Genomic DNA, 16,392 nt, shown 5'->3' on the forward strand with positions numbered 1-16,392 from the left:
GGGAACGCCCACCTGCGCGAACGCGGGAGGTCGCATCGTTCCGGGTTCTGGCAGAACCCCCCTCGCCCCGGGGTTCGGTCGTACCGTTCATGGCATGAGCGCCAAGAGCAGCGAGGTCCGCGACTTCCTGGTCACCCGCCGGGCCAAGATCACCCCGGAGCAGGCCGGCCTGACCGTCTACGGCGGCAACCGCCGGGTCCCCGGCCTGCGCCGCGAAGAGGTCGCGATGCTCGCGGGCGTGTCCGCCGACTACTACACCCGGCTGGAGAAGGGGAACCTCGCCGGAGCCTCCGACAGCGTCCTCGACGCCATCGCCGCCGCGCTCCAGCTCGACGAAGCCGAACGCGTCTACCTGTTCGACCTCGCCCGCGCCGCGAACGCCGCAGGCCGCCCCCAGGCCAGGTCGGGGCAGCGCCGGCGGGCCCCGCAGCGGGTCAGCCCGATCGTGCAGCAGATCATCGACTCGATGACCACCACGGTCGCGTTCGTCCGCAACGGCCGCCTGGACATCCTCGCCACCAACCCGCTCGCCCGAGCGCTGTACTCACCCGTCTTCGACAGCCCCACGCGCACCAGCGAGCACACGCCACCCAACCTCGCCCGGTTCGGCTTCCTCGACCCCGCCGCGCACGACTACTTCCCCGACTACGACGCCTCCTGCCGCACCTCGGTCGCGATCCTGCGCACCGAAGCCGGCCGCGACCCCCACGACAAGGGCCTGTCCGACCTCATCGGCGAGCTGTGCACCCGCAGCGAGGACTTCCGCACCCGGTGGGCCGCCCACGACGTCCGCCTGCACCGCACCGGCGTCAAGGGATTCCGCCACCCCGCCGTCGGCGAGCTCACCCTCAACTTCGAGGCCATGCAGCTCACCACCGACACCAGCCTCACCCTCACCGCCTACACCGCCGACCCCGGCTCGCCCTCCGCCGAGTCGCTCCAACTCCTCGCCAGCTGGGCCGCGACCGAGCTCAGCGCCGCGCCGGGCGGTCAGTGACCGGCACTCCTTCCACCGCGACCCTCAGCCGATCGTGCGCGGACCGTGAGCGGGCCCGAGCAGGGTGGACGTCGACGGAAGGAGTTGCGATGAACCAGAAGACGGTGTCCGTGCTCGGGCTCGGAGACATGGGATCGGCGCTGGCGAGCGCGCTGCTCGCGGCGGGTCACCAGGTCGCGGTCTGGAACCGCACGGCGGCCAAGGCCGAACCGCTGGTGGCCAAGGGTGCGACCAGCGCGGGCACAGCCGCCGAGGCGATCCTGGCCTCCCGCCTCGTGGTGGTCTGCCTGCTCGACTACGACTCGGTGAGCCAGACCTTGGCCCCGCACACCGACGTGCTCGCCGGGCGCACCCTGGTGAACCTGACCAACGGCACGCCCGGCCAGGCCCGCGAGATGGCCGCTTGGGCGGCCGACCACGGCGCCGACTACCTCGACGGCGGCATCATGGCGGTCCCGCCGATGATCGCCACCCCGGAGGCGTTCGTGCTCTACAGCGGCCCGAGCGGGGCTTTCGAAGCCTGGCGGCCGGTGCTTAACGTCTTCGGCGAGAGCAAGTACGTCGGTGACGACCCGGGTTCCGCGGCGCTGCAGGACCTCGCGCTGCTCTCCGGCATGTACGGGACGATCGCGGGAACCCTGCACGCCTTCGCCCTGATCCGCTCGGCGGGCGGCTCGACGCGGGAGTTCGCCCCGCTGCTGAACCGCTGGTTGCAGGGCATGAACGGCTGGCCGGTGGCGGCGGCGGAGCAGATCGACACCGGCGACTACGGCAAGGACGTGGTCTCCAACCTCGGCATGCAGGAAGCCGGGTACGTCAACCACTTCATCGCGGCGGAGGAGCAGGGCATCAGCGCCGAACTGCTCACGCCCCTGCACGCGCTGATGAAGCGCCGGGTCGCCGACGGCCACGCCGACGAAGACCTCACCGGCGTCATCGAACTCCTCAAGCGCTGAAACCCCTTGGAGAACAACATGAACCAGTCGGTCACCTTGATCGGTCTGGGGCCGATGGGGCAGGCGATGGTCAACGTCCTGCTGGAGGACGGGCACCCGGTGACGGTGTGGAACCGGACCGCGAGCCGTGCCGATGGCGTGGTCGCGCGCGGTGCCGTGCTCGCCGCGACCCCGGCGGAGGCGGTGGGTGCTAGCGATTTGGTGTTGCTGAGCCTGACCGATTACGCGGCGATGTACGACATCCTCGGCCCGGTCGAGGACCTGACCGGCAAGGTGGTCGTCAACCTCAGCTCGGACACCCCGGACCGGGCCCGCGAGGCGGCGACCTGGATCGAGCAGCGCGGCGGGCGGTTCCTCACCGGCGGCGTGCTGGCTTCCGCGGAGCTCGTCGGCGCAGAACCGGCCAAGGTGTTCTACAGCGGTCCGGCGGAACTCCTGGAAGCCCACGAGCAGACGTTGCGGCTGATCGGGAAACCCCACCACGTGGGCACCGACCCCGGGCTGGCGCAGCTCTACTACCTGGCGCACATCGACCTCTTCCTGGTCACCCTGGCGGCGTACCTGCACGCCACCGCGCTGGTCGGCTCGGCAGGGGTGTCCGCGCAGGAGTTCCTGCCCTGGGTGGTGGCGAACCTCGAGACGAATCCGCTGGTGCTGCCCGCTGCGGCCGCGCAGATCGACAGCGGCGAGCACCCCGGCGAGCTGGGCACCGCCCGGATGATGGGCGCCAGCGCCGACCACCTTCTGGAAGCCAGCCGCGCGGCGGGAATCGACGCTGAACTGCCCGGCGCGATCAAGGCGCACTACGACCGGGCAATCGCGTCCGGTCTGGGCGAGGGCAGCTGGACCGGCCTCATCGACGTGATCCGCAACGCGCGGTGACGGCCCGCCGTTCGAACGAAATTCCCTTGGAGAACAACATGAATCAGCCAGTCACCCTGATCGGTCTCGGACCGATGGGGCAGGCGATGGTCAACTCCCTGCTCGATGCCGGACACCCGGTCACGGTGTGGAACCGGACTGCGAGCCGTGCCGATGCTGTGGTCGCGCGCGGTGCTGCTCGCGCCGAGACTCCCGCCGACGCCGTGCGGGCCAGCGATTTGGTGTTGCTGAGCCTGACCGATTACGCGGCGATGTACGACATCCTCGGCCCGGTCGAGGACCTCGGCGGCAAGGTGGTCGTCAACCTCAGCTCGGACAGCCCGGTGGTGACCCGCGAGGCGGCGAAGTGGGTCGAGCAGCGCGGTGCCCGGTTCCTGACCGGTGGTGTCATGGTGCCTGCGCCGATGGTCGGTACCGAGGCGTCCTACGTCTACTGCAGCGGGCCGAAGGACGTTTTCGACGCGCACGAGAAGACGTTGGGGATCATCGGGAAACCGCACCACATGGGCGCGGATCCCGGTCTGGCGCAGCTGTTCTACCAGGCGAACCTGGACGTCTTCCTGACCTCGCTGTCGGCCTTCCTGCACGGGGCGGCGCTGCTCGGCTCGGCCGGGGTGCCTGCGAAGGACTTCGCACCGTGGGCGGCGGAGGTCTTCCAGCTCGTGGTCCACTTCCTGCCGGAATCCGCCGAGCAGGTCGACAACGACGACCATCCCGGTCACCTGAGCACGGCCACGATGATGGGCGCGACCGCCGACCACATCGTGGCGGCCAGCGGGGAGGCGGGCATCGACCTGGACCTGCCCCGCGCGATCAAGGCCCATTACGACCGCGCCATCGCGGCCGGCAAGGGCGGTGACAACTGGACCCGTCTGATCGACGGCATCCGCAACCCCAGCTAGGTTCCCAGGATCGTGAGTACTTTGGGGCGCTATAGCAACCCAAAGTACTCACGACCCACCTCGCAACCCGCACCGGCGCACTTGGTCGCTGCGTAGGGGGAGCGGAAGGTTTGCGTCCAGCGCAGGGGGATCAGCTGAACACCGGCTGCAGCGGTGCGGATCGTTGCAGGCGCAGCGCTACCAGCAGCAGGAGCGCTCCGCACGTCGCCGAGACGGTGGTGAATCCGGCGGCGAGCACCGCGACGACGGCAGCGATGGCGATGACCACACCTGCCGAGGCGCGTCCGGGAGTGCGAGGACCAGGGCTGATGGGGCCGCGCTCGAAACGGCCCGCCCAGGTGGTCAGCGGGACGAGGACCAGCGCGATCCCGACCAGCCACAGGGGGCGGGTCAGCCACCACGAGGTGCCGAGCGGCTCCGGCCACGGGGATCCCAGCGCCAGCAGCCCGGCGGCGAGCAGCGCGAGTGCGGGCATGTGCCAGAGGTAGGCGGTCAGCGAATGCTTGCCGATCACGTCGACGGCGGCGCGCAACCGCGGTCGGCTCACGAGCACCGCGAGACGCGCGCTGACCAGCGACAACAGGCACACCTGGACGACGCCGAGCAGCACCAGGTTGATGGTCGGCGGGTTGAGGTTGGCCAGCATGTCGGCGGGATAGGGGCCGGCGGTGGTGCTGGTCAGCAGCAGCGCGAACGCGCCGAGCGCCATGCCCAGCAGCTGGCCGTGGGACCGGAACCGGAACCAGCCGTCGGCGTACCAGAACCCGATCTGCTGGACGGCCAGCCAGACGAAGGCGAGGTTGGCGAACCCGATCGCGGGCGAACCGGTGGTGATCGACAGCAGGTCGACACCGATCGCGGCCGAGACGAGCAGCGCCAGCGTCGCCCGCGGTGCTCGCTCGTGCAGCCGGGACAGCAGCGGCACCAGGGCGGAAGTTCCGAGGTAGACACCGATGAACCACATCGGTTGGCTCAGCCGGAAACCCAGCTGCGCCAACAGGTCCGGCGAAACACCTGCCGCGCTCGCCACCGCCAGCGCACCGGCGATCACGGCGAAGGCGACGAGAGCGGGCCGGGCGAGCCGGGTCAGGCGGACCCGGATGAAGTCGGCCGGTGCCGCACCAGCACTGCGCATCCGGCGCCACTGGGTGATGCCCGCGAACCCGCCGACGACGAAGAACAGCGGCATCACCTGGACGATCCAGGAAACCGGCGTGAACCACGGCTGGTTCTCCAGCGCATTCGTGATCTGAATTCCCGACGGGCCGATCTCGATGCCCGCCATCGTCGCGTGCAGGACGACGACCACCACCAGGCAACCGGCCCTGACCAGGTCGAGAACCCGGTCCCGGGACGCCCCTGGAGCGGCGGTCGGTGCCGGTGCAGAAAACGTGCGCGTAGCAGCCACTTTCGCTTCTCCCCAGTGAAGAAGTCCGGACGAATTCCGGACTGGAGGAGCGTATGAATCCAGCGACCCGCACCGCGTCCATCCGCGGAGCGCATTCGAACCCCCTACCGCGGTAGGGGGTGATCAATCCCGGGTACGGTCAGCTGCCGTTGGCCGAGACCAGGCCGCATTCGTAGGCGACGATGACGGCCTGCACCCGGTCGCGGATGTCCAGCTTGCCGATGATGCGGCTGACGTGGCTCTTCACGGTCTGCTCGGCGATGAACAGCGCGTCGGCGATCTCGCCGTTGGTGAGCCCCTGCGCGACGAGCACCAGCACCTCGCGCTCCCGTTCGGTGAGCGCGGCCAGGCGGGGTGCGGTGGCCGGGCGCGGCGGGGCGGAGCGGGCGAAGTGCTCGATCATCCGGCGCGTCACCGTCGGCGCCAGCAGCCCGTCACCCGCGGCGACCACCCGCACGGCCGAGACGAGGTCGGCGGGAAGTGCGTCCTTGAGCAGGAATCCGCTGGCCCCGGCCCGGATCGCTTCGTAGACGTAGTCGTCGATGTCGAAGGTCGTCAGCATCAGCACGCGGGGCACGTGCTCGACGGCGGCGGGCGGGTTCACCAGCTGCCGGGTCGTGTCGATCCCGTTGAGCACCGGCATCCGCACGTCCATCACGACGACGTCCGGGTGGCGGGCGTGCGAGATCTCGATCGCCCGGGCGCCGTTGTCCGCCTCGCCCACCACTTCCATGTCCGGCTGGGCGCCGAGCAGGGCGGCGAACCCGGCCCGCACCATCGCCTGGTCGTCGACGACGAGAACCTTGATGGTCATCGGACTTCCCGCTCCCGCGCATCGTCGCCCACGTGCAGTGGGAGAACCGCTCGTACTTCGTAGCCGCCGCCGTCGAGCTGTCCGAAGTGGACGCTGCCGCCGACGACCGAGGCCCGCTCCTGCATGCCGACGAGGCCGTGCCCACCGCCCGGCACCGGCGACACCACCCGTTCCGGAGCGCCGTTGCGCACGACGATCGTCAGCTCACCGCCGGAGCGGGTGAACTGCACTTCGGTGGGTGCACCGGGGGCGTGCCTGGTCACGTTGCTCAACGCCTCCTGCACGATGCGGAACGCAGAGATACCGGCGATTTCGCTGCCCGCCCCGTCTTCCAGCAACTCCTCGCCGTGCGCAGTGACGTCCATCCCCGCGCGGCGAGCGCTGTCGATCAGCTCCGGAACGCGGGCCCAGCCCGGCTGCGGGAGGAGTTCGCCGCCGCTCCGGTCGTCCCGCAGAACCCCCAGCACGCTGCGCATCTCGCGCAACGCCTGCCGGGACGCCGCCGCCATCTCGTCGAACTCGGTGACGAGCGCCGGCTCGAGGTTCGGGTGCCGGTACTGCGCCGTGGTCGCCTGCACGCTGATGAGCGACATGCTGTGCGCGATCACGTCGTGCAGCTCGCGGGCGATCCGCGTCTTCTCCTCGGCGATCACGCGCTTGGCGTGCTCGTCGGAGGTGAGCCTGCGCTCCTGCACGAGCTGTGCGGAGATCTGCCGCCACTGCCGCACCACCAGCGCGATGCCGAGCGCGCCACCGGTGACCGCGCCGAACAGGAAGAGGTTCCCCACGACGGGAATCGCCGCCACGGCGTGCGGTACGAGCACGGCGGCCCCGTTCGCGGCCACGGCACCACCGAACCAGCACTGCAGGCCGGTCTGCCATCCCCAGCGCACGCCGAGCGCGCTGATCAGCAGCGCTTGGCCGATCAGCGTCGTCACCGAGACCGGCCAGATGGCCGCGGGATCGTCGCTGGCGGCCGCCAGCGCGAGCAGGAACAGGGCCGCGCAGGAGATGGCGATCGCGGCCAGCGGGCGGACGAACGCGATGCCGATCGATCCGACCTGGGCGGTGCTGAGCAGGAACGCCAGCACCACCGGCATCCCGAGCACCGCGGCGTTGACCGGGATGGCCACGGCCATCAGCGACAACGCGAGAACACCGAGTACGGCCGCGGCCCAGACGACGGGCTTCACCTGGGGGCGCGGCGGTCCGTCCGGATCGCCCCCGCGCTTGGACTTGGCCATCAGCAGAGGTTCAACTCCACAGCTCGCAGAGATCTCCGACGAGCCTACTCGCCGCGGCCGGTGCCCAGGGGTCGTGAGTACTTTGGGGCGCTATAGCAACCCAAAGTACTCACGACCACCTCGCAAGCCGCGCTGCTGGTCGCGACTCCGCATGGGCACGAACCGGGCCAGCACGAGCACGTCGATGCGCCGAAGTCCCGATCCCGCGCGCTCGAACAGCACCACCTGCTCATCGCCGCCCGGACCGATGGGCTGCACCAGGCGCCCGCCCGGACGCAGCTGCTCGACCAGCGCCGCGGGCACTTCCAGCGCGGCAGCCGAGACCAGGACCGCGTCGTAAGGAGCCCGCTCCGGAACTCCTCGGCTGCCGTCGCCGACGACCAGTTCGACGTTGCCGACGCCTTCAGCATCCAGCACCCGCCCGGCCAGCTCGGACAGATCCGCCCACCACTCGATGCTGACCACATCACCGGCCAGCGCCGCGAGCAGCGCGGTCTGGAACCCCGCGCCGGTGCCGACCTCCAGAACGTGCTCGTCGCCGACGAGGGCGAGACCTTCCAGCATCAGCGCCGACAGCGAAGGTTGCGTGGTGACCTGGCCATGACCGATCCACAGGGGCGCGTCGTCGTAGACGGCGCGGCGGTCTTCCAGCGGTGCGAAGGCCTCGCGCGGCGTTGCGCGCAGCGCGGTGAGCACGCGCTCGTCGCTGACGCCCGCGCGTCGAGCCGCGCGAACGAGATCCTCGGGCCCGGAATGCATCGCCTTGCTCCCACCTGCATCTTCAACCGCCGGCCCCGCGGTGACAAGCAGATCGATTCCTGCTCGAGGCAGCGAAAAGGGCCGGTGGGGCGTGCCCACCGGCCCTCCTCAGCCGTTGATCACTTGCCGGCGAAGGAGTTGATCACATCGGGGTGCGCGTCGGCCCACTTCTTGGCGGCCGCCTGCTCCTGGCCCTTCGGCGCGCTGTTGATCTCGTTCTCCAGCGAGGACAGCTGGTCGTCGGTCAGCTTGAACTTCTTGACCATCTCGGTGACCTCGGGGAAGTCCTTGCTGAAGTTGGCGCGGCCGATCGCGTGCAGCTCTTCGGCCTTGCCCATCGCGCCCTTCGGGTCCGTCAGGTCCTTCAGGGGGTAGCGGGCGTAGGCCCAGTGCGGGTGCCAGAGGGTCACCACGATCGGCTTCTGCTCCTGGACCGCCTTGTCCAGCGACGCCAGCATCGCCGTGGTCGAGGAGGTCTGCAGCTGGTACTCACCGCCCAGGCCGTAGGCCGGGATCATGGCCTTCGTGGTGCGGGTCAGCCCGGCGCCCGGGTCGATTCCGGTGATCACACCGCCGAACTGGGGGCCCTTGCCCTTGAGGTCCTCGATCGAGTTGACGTCGGTCATGTACTTCGGCACCGCGATGTTGAGAGTGCCCTGGTCGTACCAAACGCCGAGGTCCTCGAGCTTGGGGCCGTACTGCTTCCAGTAGTCGGCGTGGGTCTGCGGCAGCCAGCCGTCGAGGAAGAGGTCCGGGTTGCCCTGGGCGAGCCCGGCGTAGATCGGACCGACCTCCAGCTCGGTCGTGTTGACCGTGTAGCCCTTGCGCTCCAGCAGCTCCTTGTAGAGGTAGGTGACGGCGATGTCCTCGTCCCAGGCGATGTAACCGATGTTGATGGACTTGGCCTCTTGCCCGGTCTGCGATCCGCGACCACCGCACCCGGCGGCGACCATGACCAGTGCGGCCAGCGCGGCGATGAGCGCGCAGAGTCTCCGTGATCTTCTGCTGGACAACATACGTACCTGCCTTTCTGCGACGGCTGCCGATCCGGGCTCATCCGGTCTTCGCCGCTTTGCGCTCCGCACGCGCCACTGGCGAGCGGTCCGAGAGCACGGCGGTGATCCGGTCCAGGTAGACCGCCAGGATCACCACCGAGAGTCCGGCTTCGAAACCTTGGGACAGCTGGACGCGGGTGACGGCTTCGTAGATGTTCGACCCCAGTCCGGGGGCGCCGACCATGCCGGCGATGACCACCATCGACAGGGCCAGCATGATCACCTGGTTGACGCCGGCCATGATCGACGGCATGGCCAGCGGCAGCTGGATGCCGGTGAGGATCTTGCGGCTCGGCGAGCCGAACGCCTCGCCGGCCTCGACCACCTCGTGGTCCACCTGCCGGATGCCCAGTTCGGTGAGCCGCACGCCCGGCGGCAGCGAGAAGATGACGGTGGCCACCACGCCCGGCACCTCACCGATGTTGAAGAACACGATGACCGGGACCAGGTAGACGAACGCGGGCATGGTCTGCATCAGGTCCAGCACCGGCCGCAGGAGAGCGCTCGCCTTGCTGTTGCGCGCCATCAGCACACCCAGCGGGATGCCGATCGCGATCGAGATGACGGTGGCAACCAGCACCAGCGACAGGGTCTGCATCGCCGGCTGGAACTCCTGCATGCTGGCCACCAGCCCGAAGCCGATCAGGCCGAACAGGCCGAACCGCCAGCTGCGCAGCCACCAGCCGAGGCCGGCGAACAGCAGCACCATGACCAGCGCGGGCAGGAAGTTCAGCGCGAACGACAACCCGCTGACCGCCGAGCGCAGCACCAGGTCGATGAAGTTGAACAGCGGTCCGACGTTGTTGTTCAGCCAGTCGACGACGGCTTCGAACCAGTCGCCGACCGGGATGCGCGGGAGTTCGTACTGGGTCGGGAAGGGGAGTGCTTCACGCATCGGAGGCCTCCTTGACCGCCGCGGGCACCTCGGCCTCGCGGCTCAACGCCTCGAAGACCGCAGCGGACGTCACCGCGCCGAGCACACGCCGCTCGTCGTCGACCACCGGCACCGGGTCCGGGTGATCGCCCAGGCGCAGGAACAGCTCCTTCATCGGAGTGTCGGCGGGCACCGGCTCCACGTCGTCCGGCGCGGTGACCTGCGGATCCGCCAGCGATGCCGCGGTGAGCACCCGGCTGCGGTCGACGTCCTGGACGAACTTGGCCACGTAGTCGTCGGCCGGTTCGCGCAGGATCTGCTCGGCGGTGCCGATCTGGACGATCCGGCCGGCGCGCATCATCGCGATCCGGTCGCCCAGGCGCATCGCCTCGTTGAGGTCGTGGGTGATGAAGATGATCGTCTTGCCCAGCTTGGCGTTGAGGTTGAGCAGTTGGTCCTGCATCTCCCGCTTGATCAGCGGGTCCAGCGCGCTGAACGCCTCGTCCATCAGCAGGACGTCGGTCTGGGCGGCCAGGGCGCGCGCCAGGCCGACGCGCTGCCGCATCCCGCCGGAGAGCTGCTGCGGGTACCGGTCGCCCCAGCCCTCCAGGCCCACCATGTTCAGGGCCTCGTTGGCCCGTTCCACCAGGTCGGTCTTGCTCGCGCCTCGGATCTTCAGCCCGTACGCGGCGTTGTCCAGCACCGTCCGGTGCGGGAACAGCGCGAAGTGCTGGAAGACCATGCTCATCTTCTCCTGGCGCATCGTGCGCAGAGCCTTGCCCGACATCCCGGTGATGTCCTCACCGTCGACGAGCACCCGGCCGGAGGTGGGTGTGAGCAGCCCGTTGAGCATTCGGATCAGGGTCGACTTGCCGGAGCCGGACAGGCCCATGACGACGAACGTCTCGCCCTCGGTCACCTCGAACGACGCGTCCACCACCGCTGCCGTGGCACCGGCTTCTTTCATCTCGTCCTGGTCGGCTCCGGCCTCCAGGCGGCGTACCAGCTCCGTCGGCTGCGGCCCGAAGATCTTGTAGAGCCGTTCCACTCGTACCGATGTCACCGATCGCCTCCACCCGCATCGCCGGTACCGGTGGTCCGCACCCGTACCGGGGGACAGCGTGAATACATCGGACCAGCCGACGATCACGGTTCCCGGATTCGCGTCCTCGTCCTTTCGATGTAGTTCGAAGATCATACGTCTCGGAATGCGCGTGTCCAGCCGATCGGGTGAAGATCTTATTTCGATCGAGACACTCCAGATGCGCTGACCGAGGCGTCTGACCAGGACTTACATCCTGCTCTGACGTGCGAATATGCTGCTTTTTAAGATAAGGATCCCACTTCAGTGGAAGTACGGCCGAACGACCGCACCTAAATGATCATCTCGCCGCTGATCGTGTGCATATGACTGTTTTCAACCCCTTTTCGACAAGATCGAATTCGGCGTGGTTTAACGATCTAAATCCGATTGGTCCAGAAGCGTTCTCCGGCGCTCTGAGACGTAAGTGGGAGCCGCCGCCTCCCACGATGTGATACGGGCTATCCCCCGGACGGCGGCATCGGTCGGAGCGGGACGTTTAAGGTCGGGAGCATGCAACCCTGGTCATCGGTTCCCGTGCCTCGAGTGCCCGGCACGCCACGTCCGCTGCGCCTGTTCGACACCTCGGCGGGCGAGGTCAAGCCCACCGAGCCCGGCCCCGTCGCGCGGATGTACGTGTGCGGCATCACCCCGTACGACGCCACCCACCTCGGTCACGCCGCCACCTACCTGGCGTTCGACCTGGTCCACCGGGTGTGGCTGGACAACGGTCACCAGGTGCACTACGTGCAGAACGTCACCGACATCGACGACCCGCTGCTGGAGCGCGCCGAGCGCGACAACGAGGACTGGGTGGTGCTCGCGATGCGCGAGACCGCGCTGTTCCGCGAGGACATGGAGGCGCTGCGGGTCGTGCCGCCGGCGGACTTCGTCGGCGCGGTGGAGTCCATCCCGGAGATCGTCGAGTCGGTCGGCAAGCTGCTGGCCTCCGGCGCGGCCTACCGGGTCGACGACGAGTACCCGGACGTCTACTTCCGCCACCAGGCCAGCGGGCACTTCGGCTACGAGTCGAACTACGACGGCGAGACCATGGCCGCCTTCTTCGCCGAGCGCGGCGGCGACCCGGACCGCGCGGGCAAGGAGCACCCGCTGGACGCGCTGCTGTGGCGGGCCGCCCGCGACGGCGAGCCGTCCTGGGAGTCCGAGCTGGGGCCGGGCCGCCCGGGCTGGCACCTGGAGTGCTCGGTCATCGCGCTGAACCGGCTGGGCCTGGGCTTCGACGTGCAGGGCGGCGGCTCGGACCTGATCTTCCCGCACCACGAGTTCAGCGCGGCGCACGCCGAGTCGCTGACCGGCGAGTTCCCGTTCGCCAAGCACTACGTGCACGCCGGGATGATCGGGCTGGACGGCGAGAAGATGTCCAAGTCCAAGGGCAACCTGGTGTTCGTGTCCCGGCTGCGCGGCGACCGGGTGGACCCGATGGCCATCCGGCTGGCGCTGCTGGACGGCCACTACCGCACCGACCGCTCCTGGACGGCTGACGCCCTGACCGCCGGTGCAGCGCGGCTGGCGCGCTGGCGCCAGGCGGTCGAGCTGGAGTCCGCGCCGTCGGCGGAGGCGGCGGTCGCCGAGCTGCGCGAGCGGCTGTCCGACGACCTGGACACCCAGCAGGCGCTGCGGGCGATCGACGCGTGGGTGGAGGAGGCGCTGACCACGGGCGGCTCCGACGCGGAAGCACCCCAGCTCATCCGCACCGCCGTCGACGCCCTCCTCGGCGTCGAACTCTGATTCCTTCGGAAGCACTCGTTTTGCGAAGCGGTGCCGGTAGCGGAACCTCAGACGCCGCCTGGACTCCGGGTGCCCAACCTTATGTATGCCAATACACGGCAGTTGGGCCGTCCTCGCCAGGCGACGTCTGAGAACCCGCGGCGGTGCCAGTGCCGAGGGTGGGCTATTCGCCTGGCGGCGAATCAGAGCAAAAGATCAAAAACTGGGGTCGGGGACGGCCCCTGAATCATCCCGGTCGCAGGGGCGTCGGTTCTGCCTGGAACTGGCGCCCCTGCTGCACGTCGGCATGACGTGCGCCGGGGTGTCGGGAATGCTGGGTGGCGTTGATCGGACGGGAAGGTGGTCGCGGGGATGCGGAAGGTCCTGATCGTCGGGGCGGGGCAGGCCGGGCTGCAGCTGGCGCTCGGGCTGCAGGCCCAGCAGTACGAGGTGACCTTGATCTCCGGGCGGACGCCCGAGCAGATCCGCGGCGGACGGGTGATGTCCACGCAGGCCATGTTCGGCACCGCGCTGGCCAACGAACGCGCCCGCGGCCTGAACTTCTGGGACGGCGAAGCGCCGCAGATCACCGGGCTGAGGAAGACCGTCGAGAAGCCGGGGGAGGGGCGCCTGCTGGACTGGCGGGGCGAGTTCTCCCGGCCCGCGCAGTCGGTGGACCAGCGGGTGAAGATGGCGCGCTGGCTGGAGCTCTTCGCCGAGCGCGGCGGCGACGTGCAGTACCGCAACGTCACGGCGTCCGAATTGGACGGTCTGACCCCGGGCTACGAGCTGGTGGTGGTCGCGACGGGTGCGGGTGAGCTCGGCCGGATATTCGAGCGCGATCCGCAGCACTCGCCCTTCACCTCGCCGCAGCGGGCGTTGGCGGTGGCTTACGTGCGCGGGGCCGCTGCGTCCCCGGACGTGCCGGACGACGGTCTGCTCCGGGCGAACTCGATCGCCGGCATCGGCGACATCTACGTCATCCCCGGCTGCACCTTCGGCGGGGCGTGCGATGTCCTGCTGTACGAGGGCATTCCGGACGGTCCGATGGACTGCTGGTCGGATCGGCCCGGCGCGGACGAGCAGTGGGCGCGGATGCTGGAGCTGATGCGCGACCACCTGCCGTCGGAGCACGCGCGGTTCACCGGCGCGGAGCTAACCGACGAGCGCGCGACGCTGGCCGGTGGCGTGACCCCGGTCGTGCGCAAGCCGGTCGCCGAACTCCCTTCCGGCGCAGCGGTCTTGGGCATGGGCGACGCGGTGGTGGCCAACGATCCGATCACCGGGCAGGGCGCCAACGTCGCGAACCGGTGCGCGGAGTCCTATTTGGACAGCATCGTGGCGCGCGGCGAGCAGCCGTTCGACCGCTCCTGGATGCAGCAGAGCTTCGACCGGTTCTGGCAGCACGCGCAGCACGTGGTGACGTGGACGAACACCTCGCTGCGCCCCGCCCAGCCGCACGTGCAGCGGATCATGGCCGCGGCGGCGGAGCACCCGGAGATCCGCAACCGCTTCGCGGACGGCTTCGACGACCCTGCCGACTTCCAGACCTGGTTCCTCGACCCCGCGGGAGCCGACGCCTACCTCCGCAGCTTCGGGTGAACCGATGAATCCGCGCGGGCGCGGCGGTCGAACCTGGTGACGATCCGTTCCCGGAGGAGGCCCCGTGATCGACCTGAAGCCGGCCTGCGAGCAGCTGACCGAACTGCTGGCGGGGATCACCGATGAGCAGCTGGACCACCCGACGCCGTGCGCCGAGTACGCGGTGCGCGATCTGGTCGCGCACGTGGACGAGGCGGCCTGGGGGTTCGCCTCGCTCGCGCGCGAGGAAGACGATCAGCCCGTCCCTCCGCTGGGAGCGGACTGGCGCGACGTCGTATCCGAGCACGTCCGGGACCTGGGCGTGGCCTGGGGCGATGCGGCGGCTTGGGAAGGCCGCACCCCGGCGGCCGGGGTGGAGCTGACCAACGCCCAGTGGGGACGCATCGCGCTGACCGAGGTGGTGGTGCACGGCTGGGACCTGGCCCAGGCCACCGGACAACCGTTCGACCTGCCCGAACCTACGCTGCGCGCCTGCCTGGAGCATGTCGCCGAGTTCGTGCCCGAAGCCCCGATCCCGGAGCTCTGGGGGACCGCCGTCGACGTCCCCGCCGACGCCCCGCTGCTGGACCGCATCGTGGCGATCACCGGTCGCCGACCGTGAGCCCGGGCGCCGCTGCCCGGGCAGCGGCGCCCTTCGGACGTCAGTAGGCGTCGTGGGCCTTGGCGAACTCGTCGCCGTGGTAGACGTCCCAGTTGATCGACCAGGCCATCAGACCGCGCAGGTTCGGGTAGGTGCCGTGCGGCTGGTAGGGGCCGCAGTTCGTCCCGGCGCGCAGGCAGTCGAGCGCCTTGTGGACCTCCGGGACCGGGGTGAAGCCGTTGCCCGCCGGGTTGGCCGCGGGCAGACCGATCGCGACCTGCTCGGGAGCCAGCGGGGCGAAGGTGTTGTCCGGGTTGCCCGCCAGCGGGAAACCGGTCAGCAGCATGTCGATCATCGCGACGTGGAAGTCCGCGGTGCCCATCGTGTGGTACTGGTCGTCCAGGCCCATCACCGGACCGGAGTTGTAGTTCTGCACGTGCAGCAGGTCCAGCTGGTCGCGCAGCGCGTCGATCACCGGCAGGTACGCGCCCGCCCGCGGATCGGCGCCGGTGCCGCCGCCGTAGTGCTGGTAGCCGACCTGCACGAAGAACGTCTCCGGCGCCATGGTCAGCACGAAGTCCGCGCCGTAGCGGTCGTTCAGGGCGCGCAGCGCGTCGATCAGGTTGACCACCACCGGGGTGGTCGGGTGCTTCAGATCGGTGTCGCCCGGCGCGAGCTCCAGGGAGTGGCCCTCGAAGTCGACGTCGAGGCCGTCCAGGCCGTAGCGGTCGATGATCTCCGCAGCGGATGCGACGAAAGCGTCGCGCGCGGCGGTCGTCTCCAGCCGCACCTGGCCGTTGGCGCCGCCGACCGACAGCAGCACCTTCTTGCCCTCCGCCTGCTTGGCGCGGATCCCGGCGATGAACTCCTCGTCGCTCTCCACGTTCGGGCACTCGGCGGCCTGGCAGCGGTTGAACTCCAGCTGGCCGGAGGTGGGGGAGGTCGGCTCGGCGAAGGCCAGGTCGATGACGTCCCACTCGGCGGGCACGTCGGCCATCCGCACGTAACCGGAGCCGTTGGCGAAGCTGGCGTGCAGGTACCCGACCAGGGCGTGCCCGGGGATGTCGACGGCTTCGGCAGAGGCCGGCCCGGTGCCGGCTTGTCCGCTGATGGCGGGTTCGGGGCCGGGGGTGGCGGAGGCCGGTGCGGCGACGAGGACGAGCCCGGCCAGGGCGACGAGCGCGGTGCGGATCCGTGACATGACTGCTCCGATCCGTCGGGGTCGAAGCACAAAAAATGGACTAGACCACTGACCGAGGTCAAGGTCCAGTCCATTACTCGCCACCCGAACCCCAGCCCCTCGCTCCGCCGACGAGTGGTTGGGACGCAAATTCAATGGAATTTCGAGGTCCAATTTCCATTGAAATCGCACCAGTCCCCCCGCACCCGGGCGTGTCGGGCGCCGACACGCCGGGGTCCCGACACGCCCGGGGGTGCAGTTTCAATTGAAACTGCGGAACCCGGGCACGGCGGATCACAGTTTCCATTGAAACTGTGGTCCACCTGGTGG

Annotated in this window: 15 protein-coding genes; 7 read left to right on the plus strand and 8 right to left on the minus strand. The window is 69.5% G+C overall.

What is annotated here, in order from left to right:
• Positions 1 to 94: 94 nt before the first annotated feature.
• From OU415_RS21175 to OU415_RS21190, 4 genes are read left to right on the plus strand one after another with little or no spacing between them, the layout of a single operon-like run.
• Entirely contained in the window at positions 95 to 997 is a 903-nt protein-coding gene (locus OU415_RS21175; protein WP_270950661.1) for a helix-turn-helix transcriptional regulator, read from the plus strand.
• Positions 994 to 1,953: an NAD(P)-dependent oxidoreductase gene (locus OU415_RS21180; RefSeq protein ID WP_270950662.1), complete on the plus strand. Its 960-nt coding sequence runs from the start codon at positions 994 to 996 to the stop codon at positions 1,951 to 1,953. The genes OU415_RS21175 and OU415_RS21180 overlap by 4 nt, the downstream gene beginning before the upstream one ends.
• Positions 1,954 to 1,971: 18 nt before the next feature.
• Positions 1,972 to 2,835 (plus strand): NAD(P)-dependent oxidoreductase, encoded by an 864-nt coding sequence (locus OU415_RS21185; protein WP_270950663.1) that lies wholly within the window; start codon positions 1,972 to 1,974, stop codon positions 2,833 to 2,835.
• A 38-nt stretch (positions 2,836 to 2,873) separates the two neighbouring features.
• Positions 2,874 to 3,737, plus strand: a complete 864-nt coding sequence (locus OU415_RS21190) for an NAD(P)-dependent oxidoreductase (RefSeq protein ID WP_270950664.1) — start codon at positions 2,874 to 2,876, stop codon at positions 3,735 to 3,737.
• Positions 3,738 to 3,867: 130 nt separating this feature from the next.
• On the opposite strand, the gene OU415_RS21195 is transcribed toward OU415_RS21190, so the two are convergent.
• From OU415_RS21195 to OU415_RS21225, 7 genes are all read right to left on the minus strand, one after another.
• Entirely contained in the window at positions 3,868 to 5,145 is a 1,278-nt protein-coding gene (locus OU415_RS21195; protein ID WP_270950665.1) for an acyltransferase family protein, read from the minus strand.
• 139 nt (positions 5,146 to 5,284) lie between these two features.
• Complete coding sequence (locus tag OU415_RS21200; protein ID WP_270950666.1) at positions 5,285 to 5,959, minus strand: response regulator; 675 nt, start codon at positions 5,957 to 5,959, stop codon at positions 5,285 to 5,287.
• Positions 5,956 to 7,203: a sensor histidine kinase gene (locus OU415_RS21205; RefSeq protein ID WP_270950667.1), complete on the minus strand. Its 1,248-nt coding sequence runs from the start codon at positions 7,201 to 7,203 to the stop codon at positions 5,956 to 5,958. Before OU415_RS21205 ends, OU415_RS21200 begins: the two co-directional genes overlap by 4 nt.
• Positions 7,204 to 7,293: 90 nt before the next feature.
• Positions 7,294 to 7,962: a protein-L-isoaspartate O-methyltransferase gene (pcm, locus tag OU415_RS21210; RefSeq protein ID WP_270950668.1), complete on the minus strand. Its 669-nt coding sequence runs from the start codon at positions 7,960 to 7,962 to the stop codon at positions 7,294 to 7,296.
• Positions 7,963 to 8,081: 119 nt separating this feature from the next.
• Positions 8,082 to 8,978: a glycine betaine ABC transporter substrate-binding protein gene (locus OU415_RS21215; RefSeq protein ID WP_270950669.1), complete on the minus strand. Its 897-nt coding sequence runs from the start codon at positions 8,976 to 8,978 to the stop codon at positions 8,082 to 8,084.
• Positions 8,979 to 9,015: 37 nt separating this feature from the next.
• Positions 9,016 to 9,912: an ABC transporter permease gene (locus OU415_RS21220; RefSeq protein WP_270950670.1), complete on the minus strand. Its 897-nt coding sequence runs from the start codon at positions 9,910 to 9,912 to the stop codon at positions 9,016 to 9,018.
• Positions 9,905 to 10,954 carry a quaternary amine ABC transporter ATP-binding protein gene (locus OU415_RS21225; RefSeq protein WP_408641882.1) on the minus strand — a complete coding sequence of 350 codons (1,050 nt, stop codon included), beginning with the start codon at positions 10,952 to 10,954 and terminating at the stop codon, positions 9,905 to 9,907. The genes OU415_RS21220 and OU415_RS21225 overlap by 8 nt, the downstream gene beginning before the upstream one ends.
• 531 nt (positions 10,955 to 11,485) lie before the next feature.
• On the opposite strand from OU415_RS21225, the gene mshC reads away from it, so the two are divergent.
• From mshC to OU415_RS21240, 3 genes are all read left to right on the plus strand, one after another.
• On the plus strand, positions 11,486 to 12,721 hold the full coding sequence (mshC, locus tag OU415_RS21230) for a cysteine--1-D-myo-inosityl 2-amino-2-deoxy-alpha-D-glucopyranoside ligase (protein ID WP_270950671.1): 1,236 nt from the start codon (positions 11,486 to 11,488) through the stop codon (positions 12,719 to 12,721).
• 351 nt (positions 12,722 to 13,072) lie between these two features.
• A complete protein-coding gene (locus OU415_RS21235; RefSeq protein ID WP_270950672.1) occupies positions 13,073 to 14,302 on the plus strand; it encodes a styrene monooxygenase/indole monooxygenase family protein in 1,230 nt (409 codons plus the stop codon).
• Positions 14,303 to 14,366: 64 nt separating this feature from the next.
• Complete coding sequence (locus OU415_RS21240) at positions 14,367 to 14,903, plus strand: TIGR03086 family metal-binding protein (RefSeq protein WP_270950673.1); 537 nt, start codon at positions 14,367 to 14,369, stop codon at positions 14,901 to 14,903.
• Positions 14,904 to 14,943: 40 nt separating this feature from the next.
• On the opposite strand, the gene OU415_RS21245 is transcribed toward OU415_RS21240, so the two are convergent.
• Positions 14,944 to 16,083 carry a chitinase gene (locus OU415_RS21245; RefSeq protein WP_333778354.1) on the minus strand — a complete coding sequence of 380 codons (1,140 nt, stop codon included), beginning with the start codon at positions 16,081 to 16,083 and terminating at the stop codon, positions 14,944 to 14,946.
• Between the last annotated feature and the right edge of the window lie 309 nt (positions 16,084 to 16,392).

The sequence above is a fragment of the Saccharopolyspora oryzae genome (assembly GCF_027853915.1).
GTDB classification, from domain to species: domain Bacteria; phylum Actinomycetota; class Actinomycetes; order Mycobacteriales; family Pseudonocardiaceae; genus Saccharopolyspora; species Saccharopolyspora oryzae.